The following is a 23,783-nucleotide window of genomic DNA, read 5'->3' as shown; positions in this document are numbered from 1 at the left end:
TCTCGGCCAGATCGTCGACCTCTGCCTCAAGACCGACGACCTGGGCTTCCAGATCTTCAACGCCGGCAACGACACCAATTCGGTCGACATGCCGACGGCCGAGATCGCGAAGAGCTTCTTCCCCGGTGTGCCGCTCACGCGCGAGATGGGCGAGCACGAGGCGCTCTATTCCAACCGCAAGATCCGCGAGATGCTGGGCTTCGCCGAGCAGCACGACTGGCGCAAATACGTCCGATAGGCTCTGGCCTTACGGCAGCGGCACCCCGAGCGGATAGCGGAACAGCGCGTAAAACGCCGCCATGATGACGACGCCGGAGACGGCGAACACCAGGGCGGTCTTCACGCTCCAACCCTCGTGGCGCGCGGCGATCAGGCCGCCCGCGAAGGCGATCGCCGTGGCCGGCAGGAAGCCCGCGGCCGGCATGACGAAGCAGCAGACAAGCATCGTCGCCACCAGCAGCACCCGCCGCCACCAGTCGCCGCTTCCGAAGCCGTTGGCCGGGTTGGGGCGGAGCCAGGAGGCCAGGATCACCAGCGCGGAGCAGACGATCAGCGCATAGGCGACGAAGCGCGGAAACACCACCGAATCGGTGTCGGAATAGGTCGTCACGTCCTGCAGCGTCAGCAGCCCGAGCACGATGAACAGGCTTGCGATGATCAGGGTGCCGACGTCCTTGCGTGCGGCTGCCGGGGCTCTCTCAGTCATTGGCTTCGGCCTTGGTTGCGAGCGACCGCTTGGCGCGGCGGCTCTGGATCGCCGGATAGACCAGCGACAGGAGGGTGAAGGCGATGATGGCCAGCGAAATCGGCCGGCCGAAGAACATGCCCGGCAGGTTTCCGGTGGCCTCTCCGATGATCCAGGCCTGGACGAAGCCCTGCTCGGCGATCGGCCCGAGAATGAGGCCGAGCACGATCGGCGAGGCGGCAAAGCCGAAGCGCGACAGCACCCATCCGACCGTGCCGAGGCCGATCATGATGACGATGTCGGAGATCGAGTTGCGGATCGCGAAGGTGCCGATGATGGTCATGAAGCCCACCGCCGGAACCAGGATGGTTTTGGGGATGGTGACGATGGTCTTGTAGGCGTAGCGCCCGATCAGAAGACCCGTCGGCAGCATCAGCACAGTGGCGATGAACAGGCCGAAGATGAAGGTGTAGACGATCGAACCGCCACCGTCGAACAGCGTCGGGCCGGTGCGCACGCCCTGCACCAGCAGGGCGCCGAGAATGACCGCGTCGGGCGGCGTTCCGGGAATGCCGAGCACCAGCGTGGGGATGAAGCCGCCGCCGACGGTGGCGTTGTTGGCTGCTTCCGTGGCCATGATGCCGTCGGGTTCGCCCTCGCCGAATTTCTGTCCGGGCCTGGCCGTGCGCTTGGCCTCGGAATAGGCGACCAGTCCCGCCACCGATCCGCCCGCGCCGGGCAGGATGCCGACCACGGTGCCGATGATCGAGGAGCGCAGCAGGTTGACGCGCGATTTCCAGGCGATCGCCGCGCCCTCGCGGAAGCGCACGGCGCGGCCGCCCTCCTCCACCTTGAGATGGCGCTCAGGCGTCGACACCATGTCGATCAGCACCGGAATGCAGTAGAGCCCGATCAGCGCGCCGACCACCTCGATGCCGCCGATCATGGTGCTGGAACCGAAGGTCAGGCGGATGTCGGCCGAGATCTCGGCCACGCCGACGCAGGACAGGAGCATGCCGAGCGCGCCGCCGGCGAGCCCCTTGAGCAGGTTGCCGGTCGACAGCGAGGCGATCAGCGACAGTCCGAAGACCGACAGCCAGAGATATTCGACCGGACCGAAGGCAAGGGCGACGGTCGACAGCGGCGGCGCCAGCAACAACAGCGCGGCGGCGCCGATGAGGCCGCCGGCAACGCTCGCATAGCAGGCGATGGCCACCGCCAGGTCGCCGTCGCCGCGCTTGGCCATGGGGTAGCCGTCGAAGGTGGTGGCGATCGCAGAAGGGGTGCCCGGCGTGTTCAGAAGGATGGCGGAATAGGCGCCGCCATAGATCGCGCCGGTGTAGATGGCGCCCAGCAGGATCAGCGCGGAGGCAGGCTCCATGCTGAAGGTGATCGGCACCAGCACGGCGACCGCCATGGTCGCGGACAGTCCCGGGATCGACCCGATGATGGTGCCGGCGACGACGCCGAACAGCGCCAGCGCCAGATTGGTGAGTGTGAGCGCATTGGCCAGGTTTTGGAAATCCATGTCGGCTTGTCCGTCAGAAGGAGGGCGACACCACCACCCCGGCACGCAGGATCACCCTGTCCGCGCCGTGTGGCTGGTCGGTAGGCGGAAAGGACATGTCCGGACCTGTGCAGGGTCCGGACATGCGCGGATGGATCAGTTGAGCAGGCCCGCCTCGGAGGCCGCTTCCAGATATTCGGCCTTGCGGGCCGCCATGAAGGCTTCCATGCCCGCGGCATCCACGTCGAGCAGCGCAAAGCCGCCGTCGAGCATCTGCTTGCGGAAGGCCTCATCGGCATTGATTTCGCCGAACATGTCCGACAGGCGCTTGACGATTTCCTCGGGTGTGTCCTTCGGCACGGCCATGCCGCGATACGCGCCGCCGACCATCTCGTAGCCGAGTTCCTTGAAGGTGGGGACATCGGGGAACAGCGGGTGACGCTCTTCCATCGCCACCGCAAGCAGGCGCACCGCATCGCCCTGGGCCGCCCCCACGGTGGTGTAGCCCCACTGCGCCTTCACCTGCTTGCCGAGCATGGCGGTCGAGGAGGCGCCGGTGCCCTTGAACGGCACATAGGCGGTCTTGATCCCGGCCATCTTGTCGAAGCGGATCTGGGCCAGATGATTGGCGGTGGCCTTGCCGGACCCCGACATGGTCACGCCGCCCGGATTGGCCTTGGCGTCGGCGATCAGGTCGTCGAGCGTCTGGTAGGGGCTGTCGGCGGTCACCACGATCGCGTCCGGCGTGTAGTGGAACATATAGAAGTTCCTGATGTCCTCGGTGGTGTAGCCGACATCCTTCTGCGCGGGCTGGATGACGATGTGCGGCAGGTTGGTGCCCATGATCGTGTAGCCGTCGGTCGCCATGGAATTGAGCTGCGCCCAGCCCACCGCGCCGCCGCCGCCGGGCTTGTAGGAGACCACCAGATCCTGGCCGAACTTGTCCTTGAAAAACGACTGCTGGAAGCGCGCGGAGATATCGGACTCGCCGCCCGGACCGAACGGAATGATGTATTCGACCGCTTTGTCCGGAAACGCCAGGGCACTGGTTGCCGCGGCGATCGACACTGCGGATGCGACCACCAGGGTCTTGGCGAATTTAAGATTGAACATGTTTTTCCTCCCAGGAAATTCAAATATGCAAGCGCTTACATGCAAGTTTGCAGCACGCCCTCCAAATGCCGTCCCTCCCGCCAAGCCTCCTCAAACGCGTCACGGTACGAACGGCCATGTCATTAAAACACCTGGGGAATGGTTTGTCATGGCCTTTCGGGCGCAATTCCGGTCGGCGCGGAAATCGGCGCCCCCGGCGCCTGCCGCCCAGCCCGCGCCCGCGGGCTTGCAGCCGACCGGCGGGCCGGGGCCGGCTTTAGCCTTTGTTTGCATTTTCGCGCTAGTTTGAACGCGTTTTATGATCGTCGGCCCGTGGAGTTTTGCCGTCCACACGCGAGGTCGCGAAGGATTAGTCGGAACAATGTCTTTCAAGCGTGTGTTTCAGCACTGGCAGATTCTGCGCCGGCCGAGCGTCTTTACCGTCGGCATCACGGTGGCGGTGACGCTGACCGCGGCCATCATCGTCGAGCGGCAGAACTGGATCGCCCACCGGGAAAGCGCACGCGCCAAGGTCAGCGAGCAACTCGGCCTGGTGCAGGCCAAGCTGCAGGGCAACATCAACGGCAACATCCAGCTGGTGCGCGGCCTGGTGGCGGTCATCGCCGCCCAACCCGATATCGACCAGGACGGCTTCAGCAAGATCGCCGCAAGCCTGGTCACCCGTGACAACCAGCTGCGCAACATCGCCGCCGCGCCCGACATGGTGATCCGGCTGATGTATCCCCTCGAAGGCAACGAAAAGGCGGTCGGCCTGGACCTTCGCAGCCACGACCTGCAGCGCGAAGGCGTTGTGCGCGCGGTCTCGGCGCGATCCATGGTTCTGGCCGGGCCGATCGAGCTGGTGCAGGGCGGCGAGGGCTTCATCAGCCAGTTCCCCGTCTTCGTCCCCTCCCCCCGCGGCGACGACACCCCCTGGGGCGTGGTGTCCGCGGTGATCGACGCCGAGCAGCTCTACCGCGCCAGCGGCCTGTTTTCGTCCAAGCTGCCGATCGAGGTTGCAATCACCGGCCAGGACGGCACCGGAAGCTACGGCGAGGTGTTCTTCGGCGACCGGGCGGTGCTCGACGCCGATCCGCTGGTCTCGGACGTGACGCTGCCCACGGGGAGCTGGAAGATCGCGGCCATTCCCCGCGGCGGCTGGATCGAGACGCCCCCGAACACCTGGCAAATCCGGCAGATGTGCCTGTTCGGCGGACTGCTCCTGGTGGTGCCGATCTCCATCGCCGGCTACCTCTACGACCAGCGCCGCGCCAACAAGCGCGAACTGAGCCAGCGCCAGGCCGAAATGGAGCGGCTGTCGCACCGGCTCAAGCTGGCCCTGACCACCTCGAAAATCGGCGTCTGGGAATACAATCTCGACACCCACGAACTGATGTGGGACGACCGGATGTGCGAGCTCTACGACACCGAGACCATGGTGGAACGGCGCTCCGCGGATTCGTGGAGCCAGGCGCTGCATCCCGAGGACCGGGCCCGTGCCGAAGAGGAATTCCACCGCGCGACGCTGACCGGCGGTGCCTACAATTCGGAATTCCGCGTGGTCACCCGCGAGGGATCCGTGCGCTGGATCCGCGCCATCGGCGCGATGAACTACGACCTCACCGGGCGCCGCTACATCGTCGGCGTCAACTGGGACGTCTCCACCGACATCGCCCTCAAGACCCGGCTGCTGGCCTCCAAGCAGAACGCGGAACTGAGAAACCGCGAACTGGAGGATGCCCGCGCACAGATGGAGCGGAACTCGCTGCATGACAGCCTGACCGACCTTCCCAACCGGCGCTTCCTCGACGAGCGGATGTTGAGCGGCACCGCAGGCCGGAGCGTGACGGCGCTCTTGCATATCGACCTCGACCGCTTCAAGCAGATCAACGACACGCTCGGCCATGCCGCCGGCGACGCCATGCTGGTCCACGCCGCCTCGGTGCTCAAGGCGAGCACCCGCGCCGGCGATTTCATCGCCCGCATCGGCGGTGACGAATTCGTGATCGCGACCACCCGGCCCGCCAGCGCCGCGCAGCTCGCCTCGCTCGCCAAGCGCATCATCCTGCAGATGCACCAGCCGGTGCCCTATGAGGGTCACGAGTGCCGGTTCGGCGTCAGCATCGGCATCGCGATGGCCGGCGAGGCCGACGCCGACAGTGGCAGGCGGCTGCTGATCGACGCCGATATCGCCCTCTACCGGGCCAAGAGAAACGGTCGCAACCGGTTCGAGTTCTTCACCGATTCGCTCAGGGCCGAAATCGTCCGCAACAAGCGCGTGGCCGACGACATTCTCAGCGGTCTCGAGCGCAAGGAGTTCCGCCCCTATTTCCAGCCGCAGTTCGACGCCCGCACCCTCGACGTGGTCGGCGTCGAGGCGCTGGTGCGCTGGGACCATCCGCGCGAGGGCCTGCTGACGCCGGACGTGTTCCTCAAGACCGCGGGCGAACTCAACGTGGTTCCGCTGATCGACCGCTCGATCCTCGAGCAGTCGCTGTGGCAATCGACCCGCTGGAAGGCCGCAGGCATCACCATTCCCAAGATGTCGGTCAATGTCTCGGCGGGACGGCTTTACGAAACCGACCTGATCGACAGTCTCGACGGCATCGCCATCGAGCGCGGCACGCTGTCCTTCGAGCTTCTCGAATCGATCTTCCTCGACGACAAGAACGAAACCATCGTCGCCAATATCCAGCGGCTCCGGGAGCTCGGCATCCAGATCGACATCGATGATTTCGGCACCGGCTTCGCCTCGATCGTCAGCCTGATCCAGGTCCGGCCGGACCGGCTCAAGATCGACCGGCAGCTGATCTCGCCGATCGTGGCGAGCGAGAGCCGGCGGCGGCTGGTGGCCTCGATCATCGAGATCGGCCAGTCGCTCGGCATCAAGGTGGTGGCCGAGGGCGTGGAGACGATGGAGCACGCCGTGGTGCTGCGCGACCTGGGCTGCGACACGCTGCAGGGCTTTGCGCTGGCGCGGCCGATGTCGTCCGAAGACCTGATCGGCTTCGTCAAGCGCGAAAGCTGGCGCCAGGTGGCCTGACCCGGCAGTTCTGCCTGCACGGACCCGTCCGGATCGCGCGGTCGGCACGCTCGCGGATGACGGAATCCATCAGAGACTGGCGGAAAGCGAGTGTCTCAGGTCAAAAGGACCGCGTTCACTCTGCGCTCCATCCTTCTGTCCATTCCGCACCGCTCTTGTTCCCACCCTCTCCGCGTCAGAGCCGTCTGGGCCCTGATTTCGTTTCACTCACCCGATCGGGGGATGCGGGCCTCCTTCGTCAATGCGAATGCTTCAACCCCATTGGTAAACGGTCTAACCGCGAGGAAGTAATGACTAAGATTCACATGGCTTTGGCTGCGTTTTCGATGATAGCGTTGACTGGGTGCGAGACTACCGGAGGTGTCGCCACCTCCCATATCTCCCATAGTGTTACGGCGGAAGAACGCGCACTCGTGCACGCGACCCTTTCGTCAAAACTCAAAGCTCGCGGATTGCAGATCGAAAAGTTGCAAGCAACCGAACATCTCGACTCCGGCATGATCACTATTTGTGGCTACGTGACCGGCATCACACCTGCCGGAACCCGATCCAAGCCAGCCGTTTTTGGTGGAACCATCACAGCCAACCAGAAGTCGGCTTTCACATTGTTGGGTGGTGGCGGATCAGGTCAGGACGCCAGCCGCAGCCATGCCGTCAAGACTATTTGCCAGGCGAATGAAATCTATATCTGAGAATATGTGGTTCTCTTCAAGGTGATCGCCGAAGGGTCGGTGATCACCTGACCTCGCCCCCAGGCCTTATCCAGCCGGGCATTCGTGACCGGCGTTGGTTTTGCCCTTAGGCGGTTGAGACGGCGGGCGGTGGCGCGGAGCTCTCCAATTTGCGCAGAGCCAGTGCCCGTCGCGGTGTGAAGTGACCTGAGCCCATCGGTTCGATCGAAGGGTTAGCCAAGGGGCCGAAACACGGAACATCCTTCGCATGCTACCGTAAATCTCCCAAAAGCCACATACCCGCCACGCCCCGGCGCATGACTCACACCAGCCTGGCGTCGCTCATTCGGACCAGCGTCAACCAAACGCGATTATTGCATTGATGCGCCGCCCGTGATGAGCTAGAAGACCGCGTCAGCTGCTTCGCGGCAGGCGACCGGCAAGAGCGCCGACCGCCCCTCCCCGCCAGGCGCCACGGATGCACCCGTAGCTCAGCTGGATAGAGTGCTGCCCTCCGAAGGCAGAGGTCACAGGTTCGAATCCTGTCGGGTGCGCCAATCTTGCAACCAACTGAAATTCAACGACATCCCGTTAAACCGTCGGGGCTGGTGTCCTGTATGTCATGCTCCCGGCACCCAGGCTTCCGGTAGCCTGTCCTGCAACGCCTGCCGGATGATGGTTGCGAGATGGGCGCTGATTGGGGTTTGGGGTTTGTCCGCGCCCAGCAGGGTGAGGCCGAGCGAAGGCAGGTGCGGCAGGTGATGTTCGGCGGCGTCCAGCACGCCCACGCTCGCCGGAGCGCCGAATGGGGTGCGCAGCGCGATGCCGAGGCCTGCGGCGGTGGCGGCCCAAAGGCCCGCAAGGCTCGGGCTGACAAAGGCGATGCGCCAGGCAATGCCGGCCCGGTCGAGCTGGTTGCAGGCAAGCGTGCGCAACAGACAGGGCGCTTCCAATGCCGCCAGCGGCAGCGGTTCCCCCGCGTGCACCTGCCATGAAAGCGGCTCTTCGGTCGAGCCGAGCCAGCAAAGCGGCAGGGCGGCGATCCTCTCCGCGTCCGTTGCCGTGCCGTCATCCCAAGCCAGCGCCAGATCGAGATGGCCGAGGGCGATCTTTTCCCGCAATTCGACATTGCGGCCGATGCGGCCCTCGATCCGTACCTTGGGATGGGCCCGGGCGAAGCGACCGAGCACCTGCGGCAGGACGCTCTCGCCGAAGTCCTCCTGAATGCCCAGACGCACCCAGCCTTCGAGTTCCGGCTCCCGGATTGCGCTCACCGCTTCGTCGTTGAGATTCAAAAGCCGCCGCGCATAGGACAGGAACACTTCGCCGCCCTCGGTCAGCACCAGTCCGCGTCCGGATCTCTGCACCAGTTTCGCGCCGGTCTGGTCTTCCAGCTTCTTCAGTTGCGCACTGACGGCAGAGGTCGAGCGGCCAAGCCGGTCGGCGGCTTGCGCAAAGGAGCCGGCCTCGATGCCGGCCACGAAGCTGCGCAACGCATCCATGTCGAGATTGGTGAGACGCATATATGATCCCGAAATACAGGACGTTTGATCCTGAATAATCTGATTATCAGGACAATTGTGCGGCGCCATACTGCGCCTGTCAATTGCCTTGATGGAGCGCACCCATGCCTTTCACCCGCATCTCTCTGCTTGCCGGCAAGTCCGCCGGCTACCTCGCCGCCCTTTCCGACAGCCTGGACCGTGCCTTGGTCGATTGTTTCGAGGTGCCTGAAGATGATCGCTTCGTCGCGATCCACCAGCACCAGCCGGGTGAACTGATCTTCGACCGGAGCTATCGTGGCGGACCGCGCTCCGATGATTACATCTTCTTCCACATCACCACCGGGAAATCGCGTTCGGCGGACACCAAGGCACGGTTTTACCGCAGCCTGGTCGACAATCTGGCCGCTTCCCCCGGAGTGCGACCGGAAGATGTCATGGTTGCCATTGCCAATTCCACCGTCGAGGACTGGTCCTTTTCGGCCGGCATCTCCGCCGGCGCCCCTTCTCAAGGGGAGCGGGGCCGGTGAGCGGTGTTTTCGACATGGGCGAGGCCTGCCCCTCCGTCATGACCGTCATTCGTGCCGGCGAAGGGATTGCCGCCGCGCCCGGGGGCGTCTCAAGCGGCGCGTTTCTTGTCCAGATGATCCTGTCGAGCCGCACCGAGGGCGAAATGACCGCGATGCGTGCCTTTGTCCCGCCGGGCGTGGTCACCCATCGGCACAGTCATCCGCGTGGCCAGCTTCTCTTCGTTCTCGATGGCGTCGGCCTGGTCCAGCGCGAGGGCGGCGAGGTGATCGAGGTTCGTGCCGGCGATGCCGTCTGGTTCGCCCCGGACGAGCTTCATTGGCATGGGGCAACGGCCGAAAGCCCTTTCAGTTATCTCAGTGTCCAACCCGTGAAGAACGGAACGGCGGTGGCGTGGTTCGGCCCCGTCGATGAGGAAGGTTTTGTGACATGATCGCGATGCAATACAGTTTCACCCTGCCCACCGATTACGACATGACGATCATCGATCGGCGGATCAGGGAAAAAGGGCCGCTGCTCGACGGCTTTCCGCTGCTGCGTTTCAAGGCCTATCTGGTGGCGAAGAAACAGGATAGCGGCTTCTCAAGCACCGAAAACCTCTATGCGCCCTTTTATCTCTGGGACCAGCCGGAAGGGATCGAGCGCTTTCTGACCAGTTCCGGCTTTGCCGCGCTTACACGGGATTTCGGCTGGCCGTCGGTATCCGTCTGGCAGGTCTGGCAGATGCAAGCGACATCAGATCTCGGTGCCGCCCGATACGCAACCCGGGAAATCCAGCCTGTCGCCCCCTATTCCAATCTTGCGGAAATGCGTGCAACGGCAGCCGCGAACGCGGAATCGACCATGAAGGCAGGCGCGCTGGCAACGGTCTGCGCGTTTGATCCGACAGCCTGGCGGCGGATGGAATTTAGCCTCTGGCCCGTGCTTCCCGATCCTGTCGCAGCCGGCCAGACCTATGCGGTCGGGCACATGTCGCTGCCTGGAGCCGCGTGAGGAAGAGTACCCCCGGATCGGTCCGGCCGACAGGCGCACGGTTTTCGCCTGTCGGCCGGAGGAAAGCCGGTGCGCGCTATCCGCCCTGTGCGAGATGCAGCGCGAAGCCTGTCGTTCCCGCTTGTTCCAGTCCGGGACGGAGCTCGAGACCGGGGATCAGATAGTCGCCCCCGTTCTGGCGCCGGAATGGAAGCGGCGCGGTGCTTTCGAGCGTGCGCATGCGCGCGCGCAGCCGCTGCGCCTCCCGTTCGAAACCGGCCGCGTCGAGACGGTCCACCCGGTAGGCGACGAATGGCGGCAGCACGTCGTAGCCGGGATAGTGCAGAATGCCGTGGTTGATCGGAAACAGAAGATAGTCGATCGGCCCGTTGATGCCGCGCGGCGAATAGTGCTGTTCCCAGCCGCCGGCGGTGACGATCAGCATGGCGCGCTTGCCGGCAAGCGTCCCCTCCCCGTAGCGGTCGCCCCAGCGGCGGTCGCTGTGCTCGCCGACGCCGTAGGCGAAGCCATAGGCATAGACGCGATCGACCCAGCCCTTGAGGATCGCCGGCATGGAGTACCACCAGAGCGGAAACTGGAGGATCAGCAGGTCGGCGCGGCGCAGCTTTGCCTGCTCCGCCTTCACGTCGTCCGTCAGCGCATCGGCCGCGTAGGCGTCTCCCGAGGCCGATGCGACCTGCAAGCGTGCCTCCGCGGCGAGACCGGGGAAATCGGCGCGATCCGCCGCAGCCTTCCAGCCCATGGCATAGAGATCCGAGACCTCGACGGAATGGCCCTGGGCCTCGAGCGTCTCGATGGCGACGTCGCGCAGGGAGGCATTGAGGGAGCGGGGGTCGGGATGGGCAAACACGATCAGCACGTTCATGGCGAGCACCTAATTGTTGAAGAGAATGTCCCTGCAAGCTAGGCCATGGCCGATTATTCCGGTATACCATGCGGATGGATAGGATAATGCCGAAAAATGGATAGATCGGACATAACCCTGGACCGCATGCGCACCTTCGTGCGCGTTGCCGAGCGCGGCAATCTTTCCGCCGTCGCGCGCGAGCTCAACATGGGGCAGTCCAGCATCACGCGGCACCTTCACGACCTGGAAGCGGCCCTGGGCGTCGCCCTGCTCAGCCGAACGACACGGCGCGTGACGCTGACCGAGGAGGGCAGCCGCTACCACGCGCATGCGGTGCAAATCCTGCGCCTGGTCGAACAGGCCGGCGACGAAGCCCGCAGCGCCCGCGGGGCGGCGGCCGGCACGGTTCGCCTGTCCTGCACCGCAGCGCTCGGGGTGCGGCACATGACCCGGCTGATCTTCGCCTTCCAGGACCGCCATCCAGGCATTGCGGTCGATCTGCATCTCTCCGACGAGCGCATCGACCTCGTGCGCGAAGGTCTGGACGTCGCCATCCGGCTGGGGCCGCTCGCCGACAGTTCCATGCGATTGCGGCCGCTCGGGGTGAGCCGGCGCGCGCTCGTCGCCTCGCCCGCCTATCTGGCGCGGCGGGGGCGGCCGGCCACGCCCCGGGACCTCGCCGGCGCGGAAGGCATCCGCATGTCCAACATCGCCGGAAGCGATACGCTCACGCTCGAAGGGCCGGATGGGAAGACCCGGGCCGTGCCCTTCAGCGGACGCCTCCGGGTCGATCACGGACTGGCCGCGCGGGAAGCCTTTCTCGCCGGCCGCGGGCTCGGCCCGGCACATCTGTGGCTGGTCGACGATCTCATCGCCGACGGCCGGCTTGAGACTGTGCTCGCCGATCACGCACCGCCGCCGGTGCCGCTCAACATGCTGATCGCGCCGGAACGGGCGGGGATCGCGCGCGTCCGGCTGCTTGTGGAGTTCCTGGCGCGGGAAGTGCCGGCCATCCCGGGCATCGACGGCGCCCCCGGGAGAAGCCGCGCCGGGGACGCCGGATAAAATCGGGCGCCTGCCGAAGTCTGCAGCTTCGCGCGCACGATCTTTCGCCCGTCGTGCCGGTCGCCGCCGGAGCGCGCTCTACTGCCTGCGCGAATCGCCCAGATGCCGCAGCTTGTCCGGGTTCCTGGTGATGTAGATCGCGACGATCCGGTCTGCCTCGATCTGCAGGGCGGTGGTCTGGACGATCCCTCCGCCCTCGACGGAGACGAAGCCCGGCAGGCCGTCGATCATCGCGTAGCGGATGAGAAGCGAGGGCTGGCGGCGGAATTCGGCCGCAAGTTCGACATGGCGCGCCATCACCTCGGCAATGCCGATCAGCGGACGCGGCGAGGCCGGCACCCGGCCGCCCCCGTCGGTACTGGCGGTCACGTCATCGGCGAGAAGCGTTCTTAGCCTGTCCACGTCGCCGCCGCGCGAGGCGGCGAAGAACGCGGTGGCGATCTCCAGCCCGTGTTCCTTCGCCACGGCGAAGCGCGGCCGGGCGGAGCGGATATGGTCCCGCGCGCGGCTGGCGAGCTTGCGGCATGCCGCCGGCTCGCGGTCGACGGCGCGGGCAACCTCGTCGAAACTCATGCCGAAGATGTCGTGGAGCAGGAAGGCCGCGCGTTCCAGCGGCGACAGCCGCTCGAGCGCGATCATCAGGGGCAGCGTGATGTCGTCGCCGCTGTCGCTCTCCCCGTCCTCAACGATCGGCTCGGGAAGCCATGGCCCGACATAGGTTTCGCGCCGGCGCCGCGCGGATTTGAGCTCATTGAGGCAGAGCCGGGTGACGATGGTGCGCAGCATCGCCGCCGGCTGGCGCACCGCCGCGCGGTCGGATGCCTGCCAGCGCAGATAGGCGTCCTGAACCACATCCTCGGCATCAGCGACCGAGCCCAGCATGCGATAGGCCAGACGCAGGAGGCGAGGCCGCAGCCCGGCAAAGACCGGATCGGACGGGATCTCCGGCCTGTCGCCGCCGCCTCGCTTCCCGGTCGCCATCAGGCGTGAACCGCGTTGACGGTGTAGAGGCTCGGCGCGACCGATTTTGCCAGTCCGGCAAACTGCTTGAGCTGCTCCTGCGTCTCCGGCTTTTTCATGAAGCTCTCGAAATGCTCCCTGGATGCCCATTGGGCATAGTTCACAACCTTCTTGCCATCGAGACTGCTGTGAACGCAAACCGAGCGGAAGCCGGGCTGGTGCCGGATCACGCTTTCGGTGGCCTGCGAAAGCGCCTGCGCCAATGCGGCCTGCTGCTCCGGTTCCACCTCGTAGACATTGATCAGCGTCAGGCACGGGGTCTCAGGGTCGATGGCTGCGGTGTTCTTGCTGGTCATGCTTGTCTCCTTTGCTGTGTGTCCGCAAGGATCATGACAAGGTGGCGCCGCCGATTGTGACATGCGCCGCGTGAAAAGATCGCGACCGCCGGCCGAGCGCCGCCCGGCCTTCCCATAGCAAGCGAAGACGCCGGAGCATCCGGAGGTGCGGCCCCGCCGCATCAAGGTCGGGTGCGAAACCGCGCCGGGCCGGCCCAGGCGACACTCCATCCCTGAAGGATAACCGGCACCGAGGGGGGTAGCGCTACGCGCGGACCGTTCCGTCCCACATGGGCGCTCAGTTGTGTGCGGCAAACCGGCAGTGGACGGCGGCGGCACAGCGGTGCCCACCCCCGGCGCTTCGACTTCGCTGCCGGCACCGGATGCGGCCCGATCCGATTCCTAATTGACTGACCGTCGGTCATTCGCTATCGATGCCATCCAGATCGCCCCCCGCGCCTGCCTGTCCGCAGGCGCACCCGGCGCGCCCCACCACCCGAGGCCCGAACGCCGCCATGTCTGTTTTCCGTCCATCCGAACCTTTGAGGCAGAGCCTCCCGGCGACAGGAGCGACCGACTGCCGCCGCGCCTGCATGCCCAGGCACGTCATCCCTATCCTGCCCGACCTCACCGGGAATGCCGGCCAGCGCGTCGGAGGCGATCCCGTCATCGCTCACAAGGAGCCCACCGCATGACCCCTTTCCTGTCCGCCACCTCGCCCCGGTTGAGGCGCCGCATGATCGGCAGCTCCGCCTCCGGCCTGGCCATCACCGCCTGCCATGTGCTGCAGGGCATTTGCCTGGCGGGACTTGTCGGAACCCTTCTCGGGGACACCAGCCTAGGCGGGGCTGCCTCGCCATTCCCCTGGCTTGCTGGTTTTGCCGTCCTCATCCTCATCAAGGGCGTGCTCATCTGGGTCTCGGAAATCATTGCCCAATCGACGGCGCAGGCCACCAAGGAAGAGCTGCGGCAGCGGTTGCTCACGCATCTGATCGATCTTGGCCCCGGCGTGACGCTGCGCCGTCAAACCGGCGACCTGCAGGCCACCATCGTCGGCGGCGTCGAGGCGGTGGAGAGCTATTACAGCCGCTACCTGCCGGCCATCATCGTCGCCGTCATCGGCTGCGCCGGCGTGCTCGCCGTGCTGGCGCTGGTCGACTGGCCCTCGGCCCTGCTGCTCGGCGCCTTCGTCGTGGCATTTCCCCTGCTCGACCGGTTCTGGATGCGCTGGCAGATGCCGGCCGTCTCCGGTGTGTTCGCGGCGATGGGCGCGTTCGGCGCGGAACTGCTCGATGCCCTGCAAGGCATCCTGACGCTGAAGACGTTCAATGCCTCGCAAGCCTGGCGGCACCGGCTTTCCGCCCGCGCAGACGCGCTGGCCAGCGAATCGATCCGGGCGGCGGCCGTGACCATGATGCGCACCGGCGTCACCGGCTTCGTCACGCTGAGCGGCACCGCGCTGGTGGTGTCGGTCGATGCCTGGCGGGTGGCGGCGGGTGAACTCTCTCCCTTCGCGCTGTTTCTCGCGCTCTTCCTCACGCGCGAGGCCTTCCGGCCACTCGACCGGCTCGAGAAGGAGTTTCACACCGCCTGGGCGGCCGGCGGCGCGATGCAATCGATCCGCGACCTGCTCGCACTCGAAGCCCCGGTGCACGAACCGGCGAGCCCCGCGCCCTGCCCGCACCGCACCGACATTGCCTTCGATGCCGTCGATTTCTCCTATGACGGCAGCGACACCCCGGCGCTTTCCTCGGTCTCGTTCACGGTCCGGGAAAACGAGTTCGTCGCCATCGTCGGCCCGTCGGGCGCCGGCAAATCGACCATCGCCACGCTGCTGCCCCGCTTCTTCGATCCGGACCGGGGCGCGATCCGCATCGGCGGCACCGATATTCGCACCCTCTCGCTTGGCACGCTGCGCAGGCTGATCGGCGCGGTCTCGCAGGACACGACACTGTTCAGCGGCACGATCGCCGAGAACCTGCGCCTCGCCAATCCCGACGCGACCGAGATCGAGCTGCGCGCGGCGCTCGAAGCCGCGCATCTCGCGCCCCTCATCAACAGCCTGCCGCAGGGCCTCGACACCCCCCTCGGCGAACGCGGCGCCGGGCTGTCGGGCGGGCAGCGCCAGCGCCTCGCCATCGCCCGCGCCCTGTTGAAGGACGCGCCGATCCTGCTTCTCGACGAGGCCACCTCGAATGTCGATCCGGCCAGCGAGAAGGCGATCCAGGCGGCCATCGACGGTTTCAGGGGCCGGCGCACGCTGATCGTCATCGCCCACCGGCTTTCCACCGTCGCCGCCGCCGACCGGGTGCTCGTGTTCGAGCGCGGCCGGCTGGTCGAGGCGGGCAGTCCGCAGAGCCTGGCCATCGCCGGCGGCGCATTTGCCCGGTTGGCCTTTACCGAAGGAGACGTCCTGTGACCCCGACCCCATCCTCGTCATTGCCGGGCGCCTCCGGTCTGTTCGGCCTGTTGCCGCTGATCAGGGGCGACCGTCGCCTCAAGCTGCTGCTGACCCTGTGCTCGGGCATTCTCGCCCAGGGCGGAACGCTCGCCACCATGGCGACGCTGGCCTGGATCGCCGGGCGGGCGATCGGCGGCGCGGCCCCCGAAACGCTTGTCCCGGCCTTCCTCGTGCTCGTGATCGTGGTGCCGGTGGCAGCGGGCGGGCGCTGGTGGCAGGCCCATATCTCGCACGACTTTGCCTTCACGCTGATCGGGGACCTGCAGATCGGCATCTATGACGGGCTCGAACGCGCCGCGCCGGCGTCGATCCTCGGCCGGCGGACAGGCGAACTCGCCTCGGTCGCCACCGGCGACGCCGAACTGATGGAAATGTTCTATGCCCATACGCTGGCCGATTATGTCGGTGCGGTGATCGTTCCGCTGGCAGCCCTTGCCGGGCTCGCGGCGATCCATCCGCTCGCCGCGCTCACGCTGCTGCCGTTCCTGCTGCTGGTCGCTTCGGTTCCCGCCTGGCTGTCGCGCCGCGCCGGTCGCGAAGGCGAGAAGGTGCTCGGCGAACTGGGCCATCTCAACGCCGAGACGGTCGAGTTCATCCAGAGCCAGCGCGAACTTTCACTGTTCGGACGCGGTCGCGATGCGCTCGCGAAACTGATGGCACGGACGGCGGCGCTCGGGGCCGCGCAGCGGCGCTACGGCTCCCGGGCGGGCCTCGAATATGCGGCGATCGATGCCCTGACCGCACTTGCGGTGCTGGCGGCCGCCCTTGTCGGCCTCATGCTGCTCGGCTCGGGCGCGATCGGCCTGCCGTTGCTGCCGCTCATCATCGTTCTCTCCGGCGGCGCGCTGGCGCCCATCGCCGAAGTCACCCAGACCGCACGCAAGCTCGGCGAACTCAAGGCCGGCGCGCGCCGCATCCTCGAGATCTTCCACCAGAAGCCGCAGATCCCCGACACCGGGACCCAGGCCGTTCCCTCCGACACGACGATCCGGTTCGAAGATGTCGGGTTCGGCTATGACGGCGGCCGTGGCGCGGTCCTCAACGGCTTCAATTGCGCGATCCGGCCGGGAGAGACGGTCGCCCTTGTCGGCCGTTCCGGCGCGGGCAAATCGACGGTCGCCAACCTCTTGATGCGGTTCTGGGACCCGGAGCGCGGCCGGGTCAGCATCGGCGGCATCGACATTCGCGACCTGCCCGTCCCGGCCTTGCGGCGACTGGTCGCCTGGGTGCCGCAGGACATTCACCTGTTCAACCGCACCATCGCCGACAATATCCGGCTCGGCCGGCCGGAGGCCACGGATGACGAGGTCATCCGCGCCGCCCGCCTCGCCCAAGCCCATGACTTCATCGCGGCGCTGCCCGAGGGCTACGACACGCTGTGCGGCGAGCGTGCGGCGCGTCTTTCGGGCGGACAGCGCCAACGCCTCGCCATCGCCCGCGCCCTGCTGACGGGCGCGCCGATCCTTCTGCTCGACGAGGCCTCGTCCAATCTCGACACCGCGAACGAACGCGCTTTCCAGAGGGCGTTCGAGGGCATTCGCGGCCAGGGCCGGACGGTCATCATGATCGCCCATCGTCCCTCGATGATCCGCAGCGCCGAGCGCATCCTGGTGCTCGACAGCGGCCGGCTGGCAGAGGCCGGCACCCATGCCGAGCTCGCCGCATCAGGCGCGCTCTATCGCCAGCTCATGACGCTTGAGGAGGCGCCCGCATGAGGCGCACGACGCCTTCGCGATGACGGTTCGCCCTGCCGGCAAGCACAGCTGTGTCGTCCCCCGGGACGGCGCAGCTCACGCGCCACAGGGGTAGTCGGGGTGACACCATCATTGCCGGCAAGACGCTGGCGCCCTTTCTGGTGTAGAAGACCGCGCGACACATCACCCTGGGAGCGATGATGACAGACGAAACCGCAAAACGACCCCGCACCAAATCGGCCGATATCCGGCGCGAGGAACTGATGGATGCGGCACAGGCGCTTTTCCTGGAAAAGGGCTTTGCCGCCACCAGTGTGAGTGAGATCGTCGAGGGCGCCGATGTCGCCAAGGGCACCTTCTATCTCTATTTCAAGACCAAGGAGGATATGCTCGCCGCCCTGCAGAAGCGCTTCGCCGACCGTTTCTGCGCGAAGGTCGACGCCGCGATGGCGAAAGACCATGCCGATTGGCCGGCCCGGCTGGAGGCCTGGGTGGCGGCCTGTCTCGACGGCTATCTCGACGCGGTGGCGGTGCATGACATGGTGTTCCACCAGTACCAGCCCGCCTTCCGCGCGCTCAAGGCTGACAATCCGGTCATCACCCGGCTGCAGGCGCTGCTGGAGAAGGGAGCGGCGGACAAGGCCTGGCAGATCGGCGATCCGCGCCTGACTGCCGTGATGCTGTTCGACGCCCTGCACGGGGCGGTCGACGACAGTCTCGCTTCGGGCAACGAGATCAACCGGCCCCGGCTCCTGCGCACGGTGGCAGACTTCTATCGCAACGCGGTGCGGCTGGGATAGCGCCTCGCCCCCTCTCGGGCCTCTGGCCGGCCGCGATCGGGCGGTCGCCGGCAGAACGGCCGGGCCCGGGCATTCGGCCCGGCCCTGCCTAATCCGCGATGCGCAGGCCGGTGTCCGCGTCGAAGAAGTGCGGGGCGTGGTTGGCAAGCGCCACGTGAACCGTCTGGCCCACGACGGTGTCGAGGCGGATGCGATCGATCACCACGATCTGGGCGCCGCCGCTGTCGATGAACAGGTGCTGCTCGCCGCCCATCGGGTCGATCTGGGTGATGGTGCCCGACAGGCCCGTATCGGCCAGCACGAAGTTTTCAGGCCGCACGCCGAGTTCGACCCGCCGTCCGGCCAGCGGCATGTGGTGCTGAGCCAGGGCGAGCGTCCCCGCATCGCTGCGGAACAGGACACGGCCGGCTTCGGCAACAACCTCGCCTTTGACCAGGTTCATCGACGGCGAGCCGATGAAGGTGGCCACGAAGCGGTTGGCCGGCCGCTCATAGAGCTCCTGCGGGGTGCCCAACTGCTCGACCACGCCGCCATGCATCACCGCGATGCGGTTCGCCATGGTCATGGCTTCCACCTGATCGTGGGTCACATACACGATGGTGCTGCCCAGGCGCTGGTGCAGCTGCTTGATTTCCGAACGCATGGTGACGCGCAGCTTGGCATCGAGATTGGACAGCGGCTCGTCGAACAAAAACACCTTTGGGTCGCGCACGATGGCGCGGCCCATGGCAACGCGCTGGCGCTGCCCGCCCGACAGCTGCCGCGGATAGCGCTTGAGCAGCGGCGTCAGGCCGAGAATGTCGGCGGCCTTGGCCACGGCCCGCTCCCGCTCGCCGCGCGACACGCCCTTGAGTTCGAGCGAAAAGCCCATGTTTCGCTCGACGCTCATATGCGGGTAGAGCGCGTAGTTCTGGAAAACCATGGCCACGTCACGGCGCTTGGGCGGAAGCGTGGTCACATCCTGCGCGCCGATGCGGATGCGACCCGAGCTGATGCCCTCAAGGCCGGCGATGGACCGCAGCAGCGTCGATTTCCCGCAGCCCGAAGGGCCGACGAGAACCAGGAATTCGCCATCGGCGATATCGATATGGATGTTCTTGAGAACTTCGAAATCGCCATAGGATTTCCGCAAGTCATCGATGTGAACATTGGCCATGGTTTCTCTCCCAGGTTTCGGTCAGCCGGCTGCGAGCAACTGGCCCGGCTTGGTCCAGAACGGCGCGTAGCAGAGCGGGGTCGAGGACAGCGGCAGGATGCAGTCCTTGAGCGGAACGCCCAGGACATCGCGGACGAAATCGCGCCGCGCCTGCATGCGGGCATGCACCTGCGGATGCGCCTTGGCGATCTCGGCCCGCAGTGCCGCATCGGCAATCACCACGCCGTCTTCGCAATTGAGCGCCTGCCCGGGCCCCATCGGCGCCGGGATGATGTCGACCTGGAAGGCCATGCCGGAGCGGATCACCTCGTCCGAGCCGGGGCGAATGGGCGTGTTCATCCATTCGTCGTGGCTGATGAGATGGCCCGGATTGAGCGCCGGGCGCAGGCCCGACGGGGCAAGCGCGGCTTCGACGGCCGCGACCACGTCCTTGCCGGCCACGCCGATATCGACGGCCTGGTACCAGGCGCGCAGGGCGTTGAAATAGGTCTTGGCCATCGACAGGAATGCCTCGTCATGGTCATCCATCAGGCCTGCGCGGCAGGAAAGGCCGCCCCAATAGCCCACGGCGGTGGTGACGCCGTCGCCCTTTTCGACCGGGCGGGCCGAGGGGCTGGAAAGGCCGATCACGCCGCGGGGCGCAGCAGCGCCGCTCATCATGACGTGGCAGGTCAGCGGTTCGCCGGCATAGCCCATCAGCGATGCGCATTCGAGTTCGCTCATTCCCGGCCGCGCGCCCTCGACGATCTTCCAGACCGCAGCCGAAGCGCGGGCCGATCCCCATTCGAGCTGGGCGATTTCATCGGCATCGACGATCGCGCGCAGGCCGTCGACCGGGTTCATCAGGATGGCGGTGACGTCGCGGATCGCAGCGGAAGCGCCGATGACGGCGCGCAGGCTGTCGACCACGAAGGCGGGGACGAAGAATGTCGGCGCCGCGCCCTGCCACTCCGCCTCCGACAGATATTTCCAGCCGGCAAGCGCCACCGACTGGCCGTCGGTGAGGCCGCAGTCGCGCAGCACCGTGACGAGATCGGCAGCCCGGGAACGGTCCTGCCCCATGAGGCTGAAGCTCTGCGCCAGCACGGCACGGGTGTTGGGCAGCCGGGTGACCGGCGTGTAGTCGATGCTTTCGTTGCCGGTGACGATGATGCGCTCGCCGCCGCGGCCGAGCAGCAGCAGCGCTTCCTCGAACCGCGGTTCGAACCCCGTCAGGAAGGCGATGTTGGCGAGGTGTTCGCGGTCGGCATAGACCACGACCCAGTCCGCGCCGGCGCGCTCGACCAGTGCGGCGGCACGAGCCTCGTAGGTGGCAGCGGGGATGGCCGGACGCGCACCTGGGACGCCGAAATCGGGGATGGAAACGTTCTTGAGGACGACGGTCATATCGAGCCCTTTCTCTGGGATGGATGGTCGGATGTGGCTGTCAGTTGGTGTAGGTGGACTCGCCCGGGACCCAGGCGAAATCGGGATCTGCCGGCAAGGCCGGGCGCGCGACGCGGCGCCAGTCGCGGTTTTCGAGGTCGAGCGACACGGTGCCTTCGCTCAGCAGCAGCACGTGACGCTTGGCGATGTCTTCGAGGCGCGGGTGCAGATAGCCAAGCTTGACCACGAAGACCGTGAAAGCCGACCGGTCGAGCCCCATGGAATCGAAATGTTCCGGGGTGGTGATGCCGATCGGGCGGGCATGGAAGGTTGCCACCAGCGCGCCGAAGCGGATGGCGGCCCAGGCGGCCTCGACGCTGCGATAGGGCTGGAAGCCGGAGAGCTTGAGTTCCGGGCCGCCATTGATGACTTCGCCCGTCACCCGCCGTCTTGTGCCCGGCAGGCTGATATGGTCCTCGCCCAGAACCACTTCGATGGTCGAGCCGATGCCGGCATCCAGCGCCTGTTGCACGAGGCCGGGCGCGGTTATGCCGGCAATCACCGCCCGGGGCGGGCTCTTAAGGTCGAGCATCGCCTGCAGCACGCCGGTCAGGTCGCCCGGCGCGCCGGCCGTGGTGTTGTCACCTGAATCGCTGACGAAGATCGGGCCCTCGGTCGCCGCCGCCACGCGCGCCAGGCCTTCGGCCACGCCGGCCGTCTCCATGCGCAACACGAAATCATGGCGCCGCCGCCAGATCTCGCTGGCCAGTTCCTGTGCGGTGGCCCTGGCCAGATCGGCATCGCCATCGCTGGTGACAATCGCCGTCATGCCGCCCCAGGGGACGTCGTTGAAGGCGAAGCCGACAAAGACATTGGCTTCGAGAATGCCCGGGCGGGCGTCGTAGGAGGGCAGGCCGGCATAGATGCTCGCCCCCGGCTCCGTGGTGGTGACCGCCGCCTCGCCGGCAATCAGGATTGGGATGCGGACAGCGGCGATCCGCGGCCTGATGCCGGTGCGCAGCACCTTGAGCAACTGATGCGCCGCACGATAGCCCGCCTCCCGGTCATCGCGATGCGGCGCGGTGCGCAACGCGCCGATGACGGTGATGTCGGAGATGAAATCGGGGCTGATGTGGCCGTGAAGATCGAGTGAGGCCGCCACCGGAATGTCCGGCCCGACCGCCTCGCGAACGGCGCGGAGGAAATCGCTGTCGGGATGGTTATCAATACCGTCCACTTCGAGCGCGCCGTGATTGACCATGACCACGCCGTCGAACGGGCCGTTGGCGCGCAGCAGCTCGACCGTCTCCTTGCGCAAGGCGGCATAATTGCCGGCGCTCAGCGCCCCGCCCGGCAGGGCGGTCGCCCACATCAGCGGCACGGCTTCGACGCCGCTTTCCTCCGCCAGTCGCTGCAGCACGCCGCGCACCATCCACAGGTCGCCGTCGGTCATCTCGCGGCCGCGATACACCTGCATGTCGGCCGCTTCGGTCTTGAGCGGGGAGCCGAGCAGGCACTCCACCGACAGGCCGACGATGGCAATTCTCAAATCAGTCATGCGATAGTCCTTGAAAGCAAAGTCTCACCACGGGAACGCCCCGTCGGCATTGAGTTGGGAAAGTCCCTGCAGGGCGACGGCCAGCGGTCCGCGGGCATGCGGCTCCTTGGACAGTTCCGAAATCAGGATGGTGCAATGGGCCAGCCCCTCGGGCAGCGCATGGCGGCGCAGCACCCGCTCGGCCGGCGGCATCAGATAGGGCGCGAGCACGGCAAGCCCGCCGCCGATGACGATATTGGGCGGATTGAGCAGATTGATGAAATTGGACAGCGCCAGGCCGAGGATCTCACCCGCCTCGTCGAGCACGCCCATCGCCTCGGGAATGTTCTGCTCGGCCAGCGCCTTCATCTCGGCAAAGCTGTTGGCCACGAGCCCGGCCCCCCTGAACGCATCGCGCAGGGCCGGCCCCGAAATATAGGCCGAAAGACAGCCGCCGTCGCCGCACTGGCAGATGCGGCCATGGGGCACGATCTTGGTATGGCCGATCTCGCCGGCGATGCCGAGCGAGCCGGCATAGATCGCGCCTTCGAGATAGAGCGCGCCGCCAACGCCCGAATGGGAGTCGATGAAGACGAAATCCTGCACATCGAGGCAGCAGCCGAAGAGGCGCTCGGCCAGCCCGGCGCCGCGCGCATCGTTGTCCACCCATACCTTCTGGCCGAAGCGCGCGCGCAGTTCGCCGGCGACATCGACCGCGCCCCAGCGAAAATTGGACGACGAAATCAGCTTGCCGCTGCGATCGACCAGACCCGGCAGGCAGACGCCGATCGAGCGCACCTCGGCCAGCGTGCTGCCGCCCCTGGCCAGGTGCGCGGCGACGGCCGCGGAAACGCCTCCGGCAAACTCGCTTTCACTGGGCAGCGCGGGATATTCGCTGACATCGAGCGGCACCCCATCGAGACCGGCGGACATCACCACCAGCCGCTCCGGCTCGATGTCGATGCCGAGCATGAGGCCGGCCGCGCCGTTGATGCGGACCCCCTCGGACGGCCTCCCCCTGCCCTTGCGGCTTTCGTCCGCCACGCGTTCCAGCAATCCCAGCGCGTCGAACTGGTTGATCACCGCGGAGACGGTGGATTTGTCGATGCCGGTGCGGTCGCCGATCTCGCGCTGGGAAATGCCCGGCTGCAGGCGGATGGCGTGAAAGATCGCGATCGCATTGGCCCGCCGCAGCACCGAAGAATGGGAACCGGCAACGCCTCGTGTGTTTCTGCTCATTTTTTATCCGATGCTCGCATAAATAAACGCCACCTTTGCGCCAGAGCCACCATGAACCATCCCAAAAAATCTTTCAATCGGTTTAAAAACACAGAACAACAAATATTATTCAGATCATATCCGCTTTTAAATTTGACAAACGGGAGTCACTGTTGCCTGAATTAAAACATTCAAGCAATCTACTTCAAAACTCGCCGCCATATAGCCGCACAACACATACGAACTGAAGAATTTTGGACAGACTATCCCCGACGTCGCTTGACTCCTCCCGAACTTCGCCTCTATCTTTTTTCCTAGGATCGG

Annotated in this window: 20 protein-coding genes, 1 tRNA gene and 1 pseudogene; 11 read left to right on the top strand and 11 right to left on the bottom strand. The window is 66.2% G+C overall.

Annotated features, from left to right (window positions below; all coding sequences use genetic code 11):
* A pseudogene (locus tag AWJ14_RS22935) lies at positions 1-238 on the top strand (NAD-dependent epimerase/dehydratase family protein); the annotation flags it as partial.
* 9 nt (positions 239-247) lie between these two features.
* Here AWJ14_RS22935 and AWJ14_RS20985 read toward each other — a convergent pair.
* The 3 genes from AWJ14_RS20985 to AWJ14_RS20975 all read right to left on the bottom strand — a co-directional run bounded on the left by AWJ14_RS20985 (position 248) and on the right by AWJ14_RS20975 (position 3,305).
* A complete protein-coding gene (locus AWJ14_RS20985; protein WP_066184278.1) occupies positions 248-706 on the bottom strand; it encodes a tripartite tricarboxylate transporter TctB family protein in 459 nt (152 codons plus the stop codon).
* Positions 699-2,213 carry a tripartite tricarboxylate transporter permease gene (locus AWJ14_RS20980; protein ID WP_066184276.1) on the bottom strand — a complete coding sequence of 505 codons (1,515 nt, stop codon included), beginning with the start codon at positions 2,211-2,213 and terminating at the stop codon, positions 699-701. Before AWJ14_RS20980 ends, AWJ14_RS20985 begins: the two co-directional genes overlap by 8 nt.
* 135 nt (positions 2,214-2,348) lie before the next feature.
* A complete protein-coding gene (locus tag AWJ14_RS20975; RefSeq protein ID WP_066184273.1) occupies positions 2,349-3,305 on the bottom strand; it encodes a tripartite tricarboxylate transporter substrate binding protein in 957 nt (318 codons plus the stop codon).
* Between the two features lie 361 nt (positions 3,306-3,666).
* On the opposite strand from AWJ14_RS20975, the gene AWJ14_RS20970 reads away from it, so the two are divergent.
* The 3 genes from AWJ14_RS20970 to AWJ14_RS20960 all read left to right on the top strand — a co-directional run bounded on the left by AWJ14_RS20970 (position 3,667) and on the right by AWJ14_RS20960 (position 7,555).
* Positions 3,667-6,327, top strand: a complete 2,661-nt coding sequence (locus AWJ14_RS20970; protein ID WP_083220419.1) for a bifunctional diguanylate cyclase/phosphodiesterase — start codon at positions 3,667-3,669, stop codon at positions 6,325-6,327.
* A gap of 290 nt (positions 6,328-6,617) precedes the next feature.
* A complete protein-coding gene (locus AWJ14_RS20965) occupies positions 6,618-7,019 on the top strand; it encodes a hypothetical protein (protein ID WP_066184269.1) in 402 nt (133 codons plus the stop codon).
* A 459-nt stretch (positions 7,020-7,478) separates the two neighbouring features.
* A tRNA-Arg gene (locus AWJ14_RS20960) sits at positions 7,479-7,555 on the top strand.
* Between the two features lie 63 nt (positions 7,556-7,618).
* On the opposite strand, the gene AWJ14_RS20955 is transcribed toward AWJ14_RS20960, so the two are convergent.
* Positions 7,619-8,521 carry a LysR substrate-binding domain-containing protein gene (locus AWJ14_RS20955; protein WP_066184267.1) on the bottom strand — a complete coding sequence of 301 codons (903 nt, stop codon included), beginning with the start codon at positions 8,519-8,521 and terminating at the stop codon, positions 7,619-7,621.
* A gap of 104 nt (positions 8,522-8,625) precedes the next feature.
* On the opposite strand from AWJ14_RS20955, the gene AWJ14_RS20950 reads away from it, so the two are divergent.
* The 3 genes from AWJ14_RS20950 to AWJ14_RS20940 are packed head-to-tail and all read left to right on the top strand — an operon-like array spanning position 8,626 to position 10,021.
* Positions 8,626-9,030: a tautomerase family protein gene (locus tag AWJ14_RS20950; protein ID WP_066184264.1), complete on the top strand. Its 405-nt coding sequence runs from the start codon at positions 8,626-8,628 to the stop codon at positions 9,028-9,030.
* A gap of 14 nt (positions 9,031-9,044) precedes the next feature.
* The gene (locus tag AWJ14_RS20945) at positions 9,045-9,461 is read left to right on the top strand and encodes a cupin domain-containing protein (protein ID WP_066184658.1); all 417 of its coding nucleotides are present in this window, start codon (positions 9,045-9,047) and stop codon (positions 9,459-9,461) included.
* The gene (locus tag AWJ14_RS20940) at positions 9,458-10,021 is read left to right on the top strand and encodes a DUF4865 family protein (protein WP_066184261.1); all 564 of its coding nucleotides are present in this window, start codon (positions 9,458-9,460) and stop codon (positions 10,019-10,021) included. Before AWJ14_RS20945 ends, AWJ14_RS20940 begins: the two co-directional genes overlap by 4 nt.
* 76 nt (positions 10,022-10,097) lie before the next feature.
* On the opposite strand, the gene AWJ14_RS20935 is transcribed toward AWJ14_RS20940, so the two are convergent.
* Complete coding sequence (locus AWJ14_RS20935) at positions 10,098-10,886, bottom strand: NAD(P)H-dependent oxidoreductase (protein WP_066184258.1); 789 nt, start codon at positions 10,884-10,886, stop codon at positions 10,098-10,100.
* A 96-nt stretch (positions 10,887-10,982) separates the two neighbouring features.
* On the opposite strand from AWJ14_RS20935, the gene AWJ14_RS20930 reads away from it, so the two are divergent.
* Positions 10,983-11,933: a LysR family transcriptional regulator gene (locus AWJ14_RS20930; protein ID WP_066184254.1), complete on the top strand. Its 951-nt coding sequence runs from the start codon at positions 10,983-10,985 to the stop codon at positions 11,931-11,933.
* A 78-nt stretch (positions 11,934-12,011) separates the two neighbouring features.
* On the opposite strand, the gene AWJ14_RS20925 is transcribed toward AWJ14_RS20930, so the two are convergent.
* Positions 12,012-12,914: a sigma-70 family RNA polymerase sigma factor gene (locus AWJ14_RS20925; protein ID WP_083220417.1), complete on the bottom strand. Its 903-nt coding sequence runs from the start codon at positions 12,912-12,914 to the stop codon at positions 12,012-12,014.
* A complete protein-coding gene (locus tag AWJ14_RS20920) occupies positions 12,914-13,249 on the bottom strand; it encodes an antibiotic biosynthesis monooxygenase family protein (protein WP_066184252.1) in 336 nt (111 codons plus the stop codon). Before AWJ14_RS20920 ends, AWJ14_RS20925 begins: the two co-directional genes overlap by 1 nt.
* A 670-nt stretch (positions 13,250-13,919) precedes the next feature.
* On the opposite strand from AWJ14_RS20920, the gene AWJ14_RS20910 reads away from it, so the two are divergent.
* From AWJ14_RS20910 to AWJ14_RS20900, 3 genes are all read left to right on the top strand, one after another.
* Positions 13,920-15,647: an ABC transporter ATP-binding protein/permease gene (locus AWJ14_RS20910; protein WP_066184248.1), complete on the top strand. Its 1,728-nt coding sequence runs from the start codon at positions 13,920-13,922 to the stop codon at positions 15,645-15,647.
* On the top strand, positions 15,644-17,404 hold the full coding sequence (locus tag AWJ14_RS20905) for an ABC transporter ATP-binding protein (RefSeq protein ID WP_066184245.1): 1,761 nt from the start codon (positions 15,644-15,646) through the stop codon (positions 17,402-17,404). Before AWJ14_RS20910 ends, AWJ14_RS20905 begins: the two co-directional genes overlap by 4 nt.
* A gap of 179 nt (positions 17,405-17,583) precedes the next feature.
* A complete protein-coding gene (locus tag AWJ14_RS20900) occupies positions 17,584-18,183 on the top strand; it encodes a TetR/AcrR family transcriptional regulator (protein ID WP_083220416.1) in 600 nt (199 codons plus the stop codon).
* Between the two features lie 88 nt (positions 18,184-18,271).
* Here AWJ14_RS20900 and AWJ14_RS20895 read toward each other — a convergent pair whose 3' ends face one another.
* From AWJ14_RS20895 to AWJ14_RS20880, 4 genes are read right to left on the bottom strand one after another with little or no spacing between them, the layout of a single operon-like run.
* A complete protein-coding gene (locus AWJ14_RS20895; protein WP_066184239.1) occupies positions 18,272-19,339 on the bottom strand; it encodes an ABC transporter ATP-binding protein in 1,068 nt (355 codons plus the stop codon).
* Positions 19,340-19,360: 21 nt separating this feature from the next.
* A complete protein-coding gene (locus AWJ14_RS20890) occupies positions 19,361-20,725 on the bottom strand; it encodes a Xaa-Pro aminopeptidase (RefSeq protein ID WP_066184232.1) in 1,365 nt (454 codons plus the stop codon).
* A gap of 40 nt (positions 20,726-20,765) precedes the next feature.
* Entirely contained in the window at positions 20,766-22,262 is a 1,497-nt protein-coding gene (locus AWJ14_RS20885; RefSeq protein WP_066184229.1) for a M81 family metallopeptidase, read from the bottom strand.
* Positions 22,263-22,286: 24 nt separating this feature from the next.
* Positions 22,287-23,480 carry an ROK family transcriptional regulator gene (locus AWJ14_RS20880; RefSeq protein WP_083220415.1) on the bottom strand — a complete coding sequence of 398 codons (1,194 nt, stop codon included), beginning with the start codon at positions 23,478-23,480 and terminating at the stop codon, positions 22,287-22,289.
* Positions 23,481-23,783: the final 303 nt, after the last annotated feature.

Origin of the sequence: Parahoeflea olei, from assembly GCF_001703635.1 — a bacterium.
Lineage (GTDB): Bacteria > Pseudomonadota > Alphaproteobacteria > Rhizobiales > Rhizobiaceae > Hoeflea > Hoeflea olei.
This window is presented reverse-complemented; position numbering and strand designations above follow the sequence as displayed.